The sequence below is a fragment of the Pseudoalteromonas sp. SG41-5 genome (assembly GCF_014164495.1).
Taxonomy (GTDB): domain Bacteria; phylum Pseudomonadota; class Gammaproteobacteria; order Enterobacterales; family Alteromonadaceae; genus Pseudoalteromonas; species Pseudoalteromonas rhizosphaerae.
In genome coordinates this window covers 65116-76931 of the sequence record NZ_JACJFH010000009.1, presented here as the reverse complement: position 1 = coordinate 76931, position 11816 = coordinate 65116, and the positions used below count along the sequence as shown (strand labels likewise).

Below are 11816 nucleotides of genomic sequence, written 5' to 3'. Positions count from 1 at the left end.
CTAGCACCTAGCACCTAGCACCTAGCACCTAGCACCTAGCACGTTAAAGCTTTGCAAATGCATCTTGCAGTGGTGGTACTACTTGCTTTTTACGGCTCAGTACGCCGTCTAGCCATACTTTTCCGTCTTTGGGCGTTGCACCATAAGCAGTTTCAACTAGTGTTGCATCGTCAGATACGATCAGCATTTGTGAGCCTTCTTTCATGATGTCGGTAAGTAATAAGAATACCGAGTGGCGTCCACCTTCTTCTTTAAGCTTAGCAATATCAGCTTCAAGGTCTGCTTTAATATCATCAAATACCGCTAGATCGATAACTTCTAATTGACCAATACCAACTAGTTTACCGTTCATGTTGAAGTCTTTAAAATCACGCATTACTAAATCACGCGCTGGAGTATTCTCAACCGCTGACTTAACACGGAACATATCCATGCCTAATTCTTTAAAGTCCTCGATGCCGGCAATTTCAGCAAGCGCTTCAACACATTTAATATCAGCTGTGGTGCAGGTTGGTGATTTGAAAATAACCGTATCACTTAAAATTGCACACATCATGATGCCTGCAATGTCTTTTGGAATTTCAACATTGTAGAAGTCATACATCATTTTAATGATCGTGTTTGAGCAGCCAACAGGGCGGATCCAGCATTCAAGAGGTGTAGAGCTGGTTAAATCGCCTAGTTTATGGTGATCAACAACGCCAACAACGCGAGCTTGATCGATATCATCAGGTGCTTGCGTTTTTTCGGTATGGTCAACGATGTAAACATCTTCACCGGCATAACTTAATTTTAGCTCTGGTGCTTCAAAGCCGAATTTATCAAGAATAAACTGCGTTTCAGGTGATATTTCACCAAGACGAGTTGGAATTGCTGGTTCTTCGATTTGGTTTTTCAAATATGCGAGTGCGATTGCACCACAAATAGAATCTGAATCTGGGATTTTATGACCCACTACATACATTGACATGACGGAACTCCTTAAATTTTGCCGTATTTTAGCAAAGTAATTTAACTTTGACACATTCGCGTTGGTGATTTTTTGTAATATTCAGTCTTAACAGTAGTTAAAAAATTCAACTGCCATTTTTATATGTTTTTGGTTACACTTTAACTAATTGAATCTTTTAGGAAGAACTCAAATGCAGTTAGGTCGCAGGGGCTGGAATAATGTGGTTATTTTTTCCATGCTGTTGATGATTTTCTTTTTTAATGGATTACATACAAAACTCAACAGTGGTTCAGAACAATCTAGTGTGCAAAGTGTATTGCCAGCGCAAAACTTTATTTTAGCTCTAGAGTTTCCCGATCAAAAAATAGAGCGCATAGGCACTTCTTGGCGCGCCACTGCATTAATCAATAATGCACCTGCTAGTTTTTGGCAAGCAACAACAGCAAACCTTGTGGCATTAGTAAATGAATGGCAGAGCATGCAATTGTCGGTCGCTGATAATCAGCAAGCATTCCATAATACCTCAGCTTTGACTGTAGCAACCGTATGGTTGGCAGGCGAGCAACTTCCTTGGTTGTATCAATTATATAGCGCACCACAAGGCTATTATTTATTAGATAAAAGCAACCAGCGCGTGTTATCACTTGATAAAGCAACTGCGCAGCGTTTATTCCCTAGTTTTAATTTTTCACAAAGTGAGCCTAAATAGTATGCCTGAATTACCAGAGGTTGAAGTTAGCCGAATGGGGATCACCCCACATATTTTGCAGCAAACAGTTACAAAGGTGAATATTCATAATCCGAATATGCGTTGGCCTGTGCCTGATGATGTGTACAAAATCGCTAACTTAGCTGTGTTAGCTGTTGAGCGTAGGGCAAAGTATTTGCTACTTGAGTGTGAACTGGGCAGCATTATTTTGCATTTAGGTATGTCGGGTAATTTACGAGTTGTTGAACAAAATGAGCCATTAAAAAAGCATGATCATATCGAGTTTATATTTGCCAACGGTAAAGCTCTTAGACTAAATGACCCACGCCGATTTGGTTGTTGTTTATGGCAAGCGCCCGGCGAATGCCATAGCTTACTGAGCAAACTGGGCCCTGAGCCACTCACTGATGAATTTACTGCTAAGCGCGTATATGAGCAGTCACGAAATAAGAAAGTGCCAATCAAACAATTTATTATGGATAACGCTGTGGTGGTTGGTGTGGGTAATATTTACGCTAACGAGTCTCTTTTTAAGGCCGGTATTCATCCAAAACGTGAAGCAGGAAAAGTATCACAAGCGCGCTATCAGCAATTAATCCCTATTATTAAAGATACTTTGGCTGCGGCTATCACCCAAGGTGGCACGACATTAAAAGACTTTGCCCAAAGTGATGGTAAACCAGGTTACTTTGCACAACAGTTATTAGTTTATGGCCGCAAAGGTGAGCCATGTATGGTATGTAAGAAAGCATTAACAGAAATTCGTTTAGGGCAACGTAGTACAGTGTACTGTAGTCAATGCCAAAAATAAGTTAAGGCATGTTGCACTTGAGAGCTGCTATTTGCAGCACTGGGAACAACACGCCTGAGGTATGTATCTGAGTTACAGCTCAAACGGTGCAACGCCGACGGCTGTCATTTTATAGCCCACTTGTGCAATGTCGCCACTCCAGGTTTCAGTGCTGATGACGCCGGTAACTACTATGGCATCGTACAAACTTTCAATTGGCACGCCGCCTTTAATTGTCACATGAACAATTTGATTCGGTGGTGGTGGTGGCACGTGGATGCAAGCACCAAAGTAAGGCACTAATAAAAACTCAGTAATCATTTCGCTGTCACCTTCAAGAGGTACTACAAACCCAGGTAAGCTGACTGATTGGCCATTGAGTTCCTTAACAATTGGTGCATCTAGATCAGGTTGCACCCAATTTTGCTCTGTACCTTCATGGCTAGCTTGATCTTGAGTATCTATTTGTACATGTCCCTTAGGAATTAAATCTTCCCAAAAAATTTCTTTTGGTTCATTGGCATAACTACTAAAATTATAACCAAAGCTAAAAATAACTAAGCAAAGCAAACTGAGCTTTTGAAAGTACTGCATGATATTCCTCTTAAATTTTAATGCTCATGCCATCAGACAATGAGTAAAAATAGGCGCGGGTGGCTGGTATCAAACCAACGATAAAGCCGGCCGCCATAATAGCGCCGATCAATACCAGTTCATAGCTCGATAGCATCGCAATGGTGATTGTGATGCCGGCATTACTTTGCAAGTAACCTGTGGCAAGAGACATTAATAAATAAAATAACCCACAACCTACTAGGCAACCTAAAAAGGTTATCAGTAGTGATTCTATGCTGATCAATGTGAATAAATGCCAAGGACGCGCACCGACAGAGCGTAAAATGGCCAATTCGCGGCGGCGTTGGTTAAGGCTGGCCAATAGGGTCGTTAGCATGCCTAGCAGGCTCACGAGTACTACTACGATAGAAAACAGCAACAAGATTTTTTCAACAATTGTCAGCATTTCCCATAGCTCACGCAAAGTTACACCAGGCATGATGGCAAGCAACGCTTCAGGTTTGTACTGATTAATATTGCGCCTAACTTGTAACGTATAAAGCGGAGAATCAAAACCCACTAAAAACGCGGTGATTTGCTTAGGTTCGCCTGTTAGATCATCATGCTGTTCATGTTCATGGCTGGTATGGTTACCGCTGTGGATCAGTTCAATAGCCGCTAATGGAATATGTAGGGTTTTATCAACTGGCGTGCCTGTCGCATCTAAAATGCCCACCACAGTGAAGGGATTATCATCATGATGATGAAAGCTGGTATTACCCATACCGTGTGAAATAACGATACTATCACCCAGCGAATAGCCTAGCTTTGCTGCTACCTGCGCGCCCAGTACAACTTCATTTAAATGGGCGAAGGCGCGGCCTTGGCTAAAACTAAGCTGCTGCTTTTTAGCAAATTTATAATGTTGAAAATAATCAGCAGAAGTGCCCAGTACCGCTTGGCCTTTATGGCTGTCCCCTAGTGATAGCGGAATGGTCCAGTTGACGCCGCGTTGCTGTTTTATATATTGGTAGCTTTGCCAGCCAACGCCATTATTAGCATGACCAATGCGAAAAACCGAAGACAATAACAGCTGTATATCTCCGGTACGAGCGCCAACAATTAGATCAGTACCAGAAATGGTATTACTAAAACTACTTTTGGCATCAACCCGCACTCGCTCAATACTCAGCAATAACATGACACTAACAGCAATAGTAAACAGAGTTAAGAATGCACTGGCGCGGCGATTATATAAGCTACTAATAGCAAGTTTTAAGAGGATCATTTACCTTGCTCCTGTAGCGACAGTAAATCAATGTTGCGATTAAAAAGCGGTTGTAAGCTTGTATCATGGCTGACAAAAAGTAAGGTGCTATTCGCTTCGTTTGCTTGTGTAAAAAGTAAGTTGATAAAGGACTGGCGATTGTTTGCATCAAGAGCAGACGTTGGCTCATCGGCAATTATCAATTCTGGGCTGCCAATAAAGGCGCGCGCCGCCGCGACTCGCTGTTGCTGGCCAATACTCAAACTAGCGACATTTTGTTGATGTAATTGCTCGTCTAAGCCCAGTGCATTTAATAGCCTTGAGGCCTCTTGATTAAGGGTTGGACTATTGATTAATGCTTTTTTTTGCCGTGGTTTTGAAAATTGGCAACCTAATGTGACATTATCAATCGGTGATAGGTAAGGAAGTAAATTAAAATTTTGAAAGATATACCCAATATGCTCAGCGCGAAACTTATCGCATTTACTTTTACTTAATTGACCCAGTTCACAGCCTAAAATACTCAGTTGGCCTGATGTAGGGCGGTTAATGCCTGCAAGTAACGATAATAAAGTGGATTTACCACAGCCGCTAGGGCCATGTAAAAACACATGTTCGCCTTTAGCAATGCTAAGTGTTGCAATTGCTAAAGTGGGTTTGACTTGTTGTTTTTGCCATTTAAAACTTAGCTGCTGTATATTAATCATCACGTAAATTACTACTGGATTTTGATGTTATCTTATAACGTGTATAATAAAATACCAACTAAACTGCGTTAAATCACATAGTGCTTTAATTGTGATTTCCCCCGGTCTCGATTATTATTAGCGGCTTATAACCCCATACCCATACAATCGCCCTTACAGGGCGTGCCATATACTCGGAGATAGCATGACTAGCTATAAAGTTTTAGACGTAAACGATGACTTACCAATACGCACTAAGGGCCCCGTTCACAGTGGCAAAGTACGTTCAGTTTATTGGTTAACAGACGAAGACAGCGCACGTTTGATCAGCGAAAAAGGCTATCAAGTACCTAAAGGTACTGAGCTGGCTATTATGGTAATTTCCGATCGTATCTCTGCCTTTGATTGTATTTGGCAAGGTGAAAATGGCCTAAATGGTGTACCAGGCAAAGGTATTGCGTTAAATACTGTTGCATCGCATTGGTTTAAGCTATTTGATCAAGCAGGTCTGGCGGGCAATCATATTGTTGATATTCCACATCCGTATGTATGGATTGTTCGTAAAGCCAGTACTGTGAAAGTAGAGGCAATTGCTCGTCAATATATAACTGGCAGCATGTGGCGTGATTACAGCAAAGGTGTTCGTAATTTTTGTGGTTTAGAATTACCTGAAGGCTTAACCGCTAATCAGCAGTTAGATGATGTGTTAATTACGCCATCAACGAAAGGTATTATTACTGGCGTTGCAGATATTCCTGCTGTGGATGATGTAAATATTACTCGTGACAATATCACTAATAACTTAACTGTGTTTAACTTTAAGTCTGAAGATGATGTTACGCAATACGAAAAACTTCTTGTTGAAGGTTTTACCTTAATTAGCGCTGAGCTGGCTAAATTGGATCAAATCTTCGTCGATACAAAGTTTGAGTTTGGGTATGTAGAAGATATTGATGGTACAGATAAACTTATCTACATCGATGAAGTCGGTACGCCTGATTCATCGCGCATTTGGGATGGTGCTGCGTATCGTGATGGAAAAATTGTTGAGAACTCTAAAGAGGGGTTCCGCCAATTATTAATTAGTAATGTACCTGATAGCGATGTGTTACTGAATAAAGACCGTATGCCTGAGCGAGAGCAACTTGCTAAAGATTACATACTGCCTGAATCAGTTATGTTATCTGTGTCAGAAACATATGTTGGCATTGCCAGTAAAATAGTTGGCTACGATATCGCTATTCCAACAGATCCTCGCGCAGAGGTTATAACTATTTTGGATCAACAATATGGCTTGATTTCCAAGCTTTAGTCACTAGTTATTTGCTTGCTGTTGTTTAAAAGCCTTAAGTTTTCCTATTATTTAGTGTAACTGGGCTTTTATTCTTGCATTTGGAGTCAGTCTCTAATTAACTTAACCTAAGATTAATTAGAGATACTCATATGTTAGTGTTCGCACAACAGGGGATGACCAAATGAGATTGCAAGTAATGGTAACAAAAAGCGTTATAACTCTTTTCGCAATGGCGCTTGCAAGTAAAGGTTATGCACAAGATGTTACGCTCAATATCGTTGATCAATATGGGCAGCCTCTCACCAATGCAGTTGTAGAAATTGCTAGCAAAAGCAATAAAAAATTATCGCAGCAGTTACCTGTACTGATAATGGATCAAGTAGATAAGCAGTTTTCACCAACACTTTTGATTGCTCATCAAGGGCAGCAAGTGAACTTTCCTAATAGCGATAATATTCGCCACCACGTGTATTCTTTCTCTGAAGCTAAACCATTTCAGTTAAAGTTATATTCAGGGCAACCAGAAAATCCGATTACATTTGAAAATCAAGGGGTTGTGGTGCTTGGCTGTAATATCCATGACTCTATGCTAGGGTATATTTATGTTGCAAAAAGCGCTGATGTTTATCAAAGTGATGAGCGTGGAAATGTGCAACTAAGTGGCCTAACTTTGCCAGTACAGCTAACTCTTTGGCATTCTTTACAAAAGAACACACTTGAAGAAAAGCAGTCGCTAACGTTAGCTGTAAATTCGCCTCATAGTTTACAAGTAACACTGCAAACAACTGAGCCTAAGCCACGTAATACTTTTGGTAGTAAGTTTAAGGGTGGGAATGACTAATAGTTTAAAAAATCGCATAACTATTTTATGTGTAGGCTTAGTGTTATTAACTACAGTTATGAGCTTATTTAGTTTCTGGTGGTCGACTAGTCAATTTAATGAAAAAAAGGTCACCCAAGATATTAATGTGGCTGAAAATGTCTATAAGCAGTACTTAGCGTCGAAAGAAAGTTTATTGCTCACAGCTGCAAAAGTATTGACTGCTGATTTTGGTTTTAAACAAGCGGTTGCCACTAAGGATGCAAATACGATTAGTAGCGTATTGTATAATCATAGTCAGCGAATTAATGCTGATTTAATGTTGTTATTGGACTTATCAGGTAAGTTGGTATCAACTAATCGACAACAAGACTTTGATAATAATTTACAAGCGTTAATGAGTGAGTTGCTCAACAATACCGAGCAATCTAGCTTTGTTGTGCTAAATAATGAGCTATATCAGGTTATTTTATTACCTATTAAAGCCCCACGTACTATCGCGCACAGTTTAGTCGGCTTTAAAATTGATGATAAGGTTGCGGTTGAGCTAAAAAACTTAACCGGTATGGATGTAAGCTTTATTGCTAACAGCGATAATTTGGTTAAAAGCTCTTTGTTAGAGCGCCCGACGCCGTTTATTCCGACTGAATATTTTCATAAAACAACCACGCAACGAATTTTTGGTGAACAACTGGTATATCGCAATCGCGATGTACACCTACCTTCCCTTGACGATCATCCCGTTAATGTATTACTGAGTGCTGATCTAACGCAGAGTTACAGTGAATTTGAGCGATTGTTTTACACGCTAGTCATTCTTGCGTCTTTAACGATTTTTATCGGTGTTATTACCAGTAGTTTATTGGCCAAAAACTTAACCATGCCATTATCACAATTAGTGACTTTAGCGCGGCAGTTTGCCCGAGGAAACTACAGTGTTGACGCGATGAGCAAAAAGCAAAGCAATGAAATAGCTACATTAATTGATGCTTTTAAAAACATGGGTAATGATATCCAAGAGCGTGAACAACAAATTAGCTTTGCTGCAAAGCATGATTCTTTAACTGGTTTTTATAATCGTTCTGCAATGCTGGAAGTGTTGAGCGAAAATCTTCAACAAGACCAAGAATATACCTTAGTGGCAATTGATATTCGTGGCCTTAGGCATATTAACGATAAGCTAGGAGCTCGTATTGGCGATGACTGCTTAAAAGCTGTAGCTTTACGTATTGCTGAGTTTTCAGATGAGTTTGGTGGTTTACATGCACGTATTGGTGGTGATGAATTTTTAACCGCGTTTCCTAGTAGTGCAGGGCGTAATCTTAAAAGTGGCATAGTCGGGTTAATGGCGCAGTTACAAGCTGGTTATACTATTCAAAAGCTTAAAATCAATTTACGTTTTAGTGCTGGTGTGGTGGAGTATCCTTCGCAAGGGTTACAAGCGGATGATTTAATGCGTCGGGTATTGATTGCTGTGGATAGTGCCGCAAGTGCTCATGAAAATATTCATTATTACCTGCCTGGAGAGGATGAAGCGCATCTTGATAGGCTCATTATGATCGATGAGCTCAAGCAAGCGATTAATGATGACGATGGTCAATTGTTTATGACTTATCAGCCTAAATTACATATCGCTACACAACAAATCAATAAAGTGGAATCGCTTATTCGTTGGCAACGCAAGGATGGTAGTTGGGTATCGCCGGAGCTATTTATTGACCTAGCTGAACAATCGGGATTAATTGTTGACCTTACCGGTTGGGTGGTAAAAACAGTAATAGCACAGGTCGGACTTTGGCAACAGCAAGGCATTTATATGCAAGCTGCAATTAATGTTTCAGCCCAAGATATCGCTTATCCCGGCTTTCACTCCAATTTAATTCGTACTTTAAAACAGTTTTCAGTTGCACCTGCGCTTATCACGATTGAATTAACAGAGCGCGATATGATTGAAAATGAAGAAAAGGGCATTCACGCGCTGGAGAATCTTAAAGCGATCGGTGTCAAAATATCTCTTGATGATTATGGGGTTGGGCAAACATCGCTAGGGCGCTTGAAAATGTTACCTATTGACGAGCTGAAATTAGATAAATGTTTTATTCTTAAACTTGATGAATCTGAAAAGGATCAGTTTATTGTTGAATCCACAATTACCTTAGGTCATCAGCTTGGCTTCTCTGTCGTAGCCGAAGGGGTTGAAACATTAGGATCGCTAGAGCTGTTACAAAAAATGCAGTGTGATCATGTGCAAGGGTATTATCTAAGTCGTCCACTCAAAGCCGATGCGTTTGAGCAATGGTTGGAGCAGTATAATGAAAAAGCTTAAATTATTATTTTTAGCTGTTATCGCATTATCTGCATTTAATAGCTTTGCCTCAAAAGGCAAGCTGCTAGCAACGCCTGGAGTATCGCAAGTAGAAGGTAGTGGTGGTGGTGGTATCGTGCCTTGGGCGCAGCTTGCGGGTTATGCCAGCGAAGATGAGTTTTCTATTAATGGCTTTTGTAGTCGGGCTGATGTTACCGATTACAGCTTAGATGTATGCGGTGCCCAAGTTAACTTGTTTAATCGCGTTGAGCTTAGCTATGCACAGCAAAACTTTGCTGTGCCGGCGCTAAATACCGAGATAGAACAAGAAATCACCGGTGTTAAGATTAGGCTCTATGGTGATATTGTTTATAGTGACTGGCCTCAAGTTACCTTGGGAGTACAACATAAATCACTTGATGATGGTGCAGTCGCTACATTAGTAGGGGCTAAGGATACCTCCGGTACTGATATCTACCTTGCTGCAAGCAAGCTACATTTAGGGGCCATTGCAGGTTATAACTGGTTTTGGAATGTTACCACGCGTTATAGTGAAGCAAATCAGCTTGGCTTACTTGGATACGGTGGAGCGAATAGCAATGAAAAACTCTTATTTGAAGCTAGTACTGCCATTTTTCTTAGTCGAGAAGTTGCTGTTGGAATAGAGTATCGTCAAAAATCAAATAATCTCGGATTGGGTGAGCAAGATTGGCAAGATGTATTTGTTGCTTGGATGCCAAATAAATACGTAAGTGTCACTGCCGCATACCTTGATTTAGGTAGTATTGCTGGAGCAAAAGACCAAACCGGTTGGTACTTATCGGTAACAGGATATTGGTAATGGAAAAAATACTAACAACGATAGTGTTAATAGCCAGCTTAGCTGGTTGTTCATCGGCTTCAAATCTAACGTTTTATCAGCAACTTGATGGTAAAGCAGGGCTACAAAGACTGGTTGATAGTTTCATTAATCAAATCGGTAATGACGAACAAATTATTCATTACTTTGAGCATGCAAATATTAGCCATTTCCGCGAAGGCTTTATTAATCATTTGTGTGTATTAACTGATGGGCCCTGTGAGTACACGCGTGATAGTATGGTTGATATTCATACTGGCATGCACATCACGGAGGCTGACTTTAATCATGTGGTTGATTTGTTAATCAATGCCATGAATGAACAAAATATTAGTCATACAGTGCAAAATAAAATACTCGCGAAAATGGCACCACTGAGAGCTGAAATTATTAAGATTTAGTGATCCAGTAACTTTAAAGCAGCTTCACTGACGTGATGTGGCTTTATTTCGTTAATAATATCTTTTTCAAGTAGCTGATCGCCATTTGCAATTAACGTAATGGCATTAGTTACTTTGGGTGCCACAACACTCCATGGCGAAGTTCCTAAGCCCACAACAGCAACAAAAGGAATATTGAATGCAGCTGCAATATGCATGGGACCAGAATCGATTGTCAGTAATAAATCAAGCTCACCGATAGCGTCTATCATAGTAATAATCGAGGTTTTCCCAGCAAGGACGACAGAGTCAATTTTTTGCTGGTTTAGCCGCTCCTGTAATTGTTGGGTATCTTCAAGCTCACCGTTATCACCAAAAATATAAAATGTGCAGTCAATATTTTTAGCTATATCAACCATTGCAACAAATGAAAGCTCATTAGGGTAATGACGCAAGCCTTTATTTTTTCCGCCAAAATAAACCCCGATAGATTTTTTGTTCTGTTTAGGGATTAACAGGCTCGGCTCTTTTACGATTGCTGTTTTTGGTATAGAGCTAAACGGATTACCATGTGGCTCATTCACAAGTCGGCAGTAGCGAAATATATAGTGGTGATTTTCGTCTAATTTCAGTTTGTGTGTTAACAGTGGTGAGCGACCATTTTTTGCATAACCTACTCGGTATTTGATACTTGCTAAAAAGCAAAGTATTGCTTCAGACAATGAGTTGCGCATAATTACTGCAAGCTCAATGTTAGCATTTTTGAGTATTTTTGCTTGTGCCCACATAGAGATGGGTTTGTTATTATCAAAGCGTTCATCCACGATAACACAGTAGTCAGTCTCGCGTTTAAACATCTCAGCTAAGTGAGGTCTAACAAATAAGATAATGCTTTTAGTTGGATAAAGGTCTTTAAGTAGTTGTAAAGCCGGTGTGCAATTGACTGCATCACCAATAAATTTTGGTAGTACTACTAAAATATTGCCTGCTATTTGGCTGCTTACTATTTGTTGATTATTTTTTTTCATCTAAGTTTAGCCTTTAGAACTGTCAATATTAAGATATTTTAAAATCATCTTTGTATCACATTGTTTGCAATATAATGCCTAGTATAAATGTATATAATTGTAGAAAAAATATTTTTTAGTTTATTCTTGATAATTTAAGTAATTTACAGTGTATATAGAAACTGGCAAAAT

At 39.9% G+C, this 11816-nt stretch carries 12 protein-coding genes; 7 read left to right on the top strand and 5 right to left on the bottom strand.

Going from position 1 to position 11816, the window contains the following annotated elements; all coding sequences use genetic code 11:
* Nucleotides 1–43: 43 nt before the first annotated feature.
* On the bottom strand, nucleotides 44–970 hold the full coding sequence (locus H5232_RS04290) for a manganese-dependent inorganic pyrophosphatase (RefSeq protein ID WP_182739835.1): 927 nt from the start codon (nucleotides 968–970) through the stop codon (nucleotides 44–46).
* A 172-nt stretch (nucleotides 971–1142) separates the two neighbouring features.
* Here H5232_RS04290 and H5232_RS04285 point away from each other — a divergent pair, with 172 nt between their 5' ends.
* Complete coding sequence (locus H5232_RS04285) at nucleotides 1143–1661, top strand: hypothetical protein (RefSeq protein WP_145234706.1); 519 nt, start codon at nucleotides 1143–1145, stop codon at nucleotides 1659–1661.
* A gap of 1 nt (nucleotide 1662) precedes the next feature.
* Nucleotides 1663–2472: a bifunctional DNA-formamidopyrimidine glycosylase/DNA-(apurinic or apyrimidinic site) lyase gene (gene mutM, locus H5232_RS04280; RefSeq protein ID WP_145234708.1), complete on the top strand. Its 810-nt coding sequence runs from the start codon at nucleotides 1663–1665 to the stop codon at nucleotides 2470–2472.
* A gap of 72 nt (nucleotides 2473–2544) precedes the next feature.
* Here the strand turns inward: mutM and H5232_RS04275 are convergent, their stop codons facing one another.
* The 3 genes from H5232_RS04275 to H5232_RS04265 are packed head-to-tail and all read right to left on the bottom strand — an operon-like array spanning nucleotide 2545 to nucleotide 4980.
* Entirely contained in the window at nucleotides 2545–3045 is a 501-nt protein-coding gene (locus H5232_RS04275) for a DUF3299 domain-containing protein (protein ID WP_182731300.1), read from the bottom strand.
* A 10-nt stretch (nucleotides 3046–3055) separates the two neighbouring features.
* Nucleotides 3056–4294 (bottom strand): ABC transporter permease, encoded by a 1239-nt coding sequence (locus tag H5232_RS04270; protein ID WP_182830582.1) that lies wholly within the window; start codon nucleotides 4292–4294, stop codon nucleotides 3056–3058.
* The gene (locus H5232_RS04265; RefSeq protein WP_149983162.1) at nucleotides 4291–4980 is read right to left on the bottom strand and encodes an ABC transporter ATP-binding protein; all 690 of its coding nucleotides are present in this window, start codon (nucleotides 4978–4980) and stop codon (nucleotides 4291–4293) included. The genes H5232_RS04270 and H5232_RS04265 overlap by 4 nt, the downstream gene beginning before the upstream one ends.
* A gap of 184 nt (nucleotides 4981–5164) precedes the next feature.
* Here H5232_RS04265 and H5232_RS04260 point away from each other — a divergent pair, with 184 nt between their 5' ends.
* The 5 genes from H5232_RS04260 to H5232_RS04240 all read left to right on the top strand — a co-directional run bounded on the left by H5232_RS04260 (nucleotide 5165) and on the right by H5232_RS04240 (nucleotide 10638).
* Nucleotides 5165–6271 carry a phosphoribosylaminoimidazolesuccinocarboxamide synthase gene (locus H5232_RS04260; RefSeq protein WP_182718340.1) on the top strand — a complete coding sequence of 369 codons (1107 nt, stop codon included), beginning with the start codon at nucleotides 5165–5167 and terminating at the stop codon, nucleotides 6269–6271.
* A gap of 163 nt (nucleotides 6272–6434) precedes the next feature.
* Entirely contained in the window at nucleotides 6435–7094 is a 660-nt protein-coding gene (locus H5232_RS04255) for a methylamine utilization protein (protein ID WP_182718339.1), read from the top strand.
* Nucleotides 7087–9399 (top strand): EAL domain-containing protein, encoded by a 2313-nt coding sequence (locus tag H5232_RS04250; protein ID WP_182718338.1) that lies wholly within the window; start codon nucleotides 7087–7089, stop codon nucleotides 9397–9399. Before H5232_RS04255 ends, H5232_RS04250 begins: the two co-directional genes overlap by 8 nt.
* Nucleotides 9386–10219 carry a DUF3034 family protein gene (locus H5232_RS04245; protein WP_182718337.1) on the top strand — a complete coding sequence of 278 codons (834 nt, stop codon included), beginning with the start codon at nucleotides 9386–9388 and terminating at the stop codon, nucleotides 10217–10219. The genes H5232_RS04250 and H5232_RS04245 overlap by 14 nt, the downstream gene beginning before the upstream one ends.
* Nucleotides 10219–10638: a group 1 truncated hemoglobin gene (locus H5232_RS04240; protein ID WP_182718336.1), complete on the top strand. Its 420-nt coding sequence runs from the start codon at nucleotides 10219–10221 to the stop codon at nucleotides 10636–10638. The genes H5232_RS04245 and H5232_RS04240 overlap by 1 nt, the downstream gene beginning before the upstream one ends.
* On the opposite strand, the gene H5232_RS04235 is transcribed toward H5232_RS04240, so the two are convergent.
* Nucleotides 10635–11645: a glycosyltransferase family 9 protein gene (locus tag H5232_RS04235; protein ID WP_182718335.1), complete on the bottom strand. Its 1011-nt coding sequence runs from the start codon at nucleotides 11643–11645 to the stop codon at nucleotides 10635–10637. The two genes, H5232_RS04240 and H5232_RS04235, sit on opposite strands and share 4 nt — an antisense overlap.
* Nucleotides 11646–11816 lie beyond the last annotated feature (171 nt).

Coding starts and splice junctions, on each gene's coding strand:
- H5232_RS04275 (WP_182731300.1), bottom strand. CDS start 3,045: ATGCAGTACTTTCAAAAGCTCAGTTTGCTTTGCTTAGTTATTTTTAGC.
- H5232_RS04235 (WP_182718335.1), bottom strand. CDS start 11,645: ATGAAAAAAAATAATCAACAAATAGTAAGCAGCCAAATAGCAGGCAAT.
- mutM (WP_145234708.1), top strand. CDS start 1,663: ATGCCTGAATTACCAGAGGTTGAAGTTAGCCGAATGGGGATCACCCCA.
- H5232_RS04245 (WP_182718337.1), top strand. CDS start 9,386: ATGAAAAAGCTTAAATTATTATTTTTAGCTGTTATCGCATTATCTGCA.
- H5232_RS04250 (WP_182718338.1), top strand. CDS start 7,087: ATGACTAATAGTTTAAAAAATCGCATAACTATTTTATGTGTAGGCTTA.
- H5232_RS04285 (WP_145234706.1), top strand. CDS start 1,143: ATGCAGTTAGGTCGCAGGGGCTGGAATAATGTGGTTATTTTTTCCATG.
- H5232_RS04255 (WP_182718339.1), top strand. CDS start 6,435: ATGAGATTGCAAGTAATGGTAACAAAAAGCGTTATAACTCTTTTCGCA.
- H5232_RS04270 (WP_182830582.1), bottom strand. CDS start 4,294: ATGATCCTCTTAAAACTTGCTATTAGTAGCTTATATAATCGCCGCGCC.
- H5232_RS04290 (WP_182739835.1), bottom strand. CDS start 970: ATGTCAATGTATGTAGTGGGTCATAAAATCCCAGATTCAGATTCTATT.
- H5232_RS04265 (WP_149983162.1), bottom strand. CDS start 4,980: ATGATTAATATACAGCAGCTAAGTTTTAAATGGCAAAAACAACAAGTC.
- H5232_RS04240 (WP_182718336.1), top strand. CDS start 10,219: ATGGAAAAAATACTAACAACGATAGTGTTAATAGCCAGCTTAGCTGGT.
- H5232_RS04260 (WP_182718340.1), top strand. CDS start 5,165: ATGACTAGCTATAAAGTTTTAGACGTAAACGATGACTTACCAATACGC.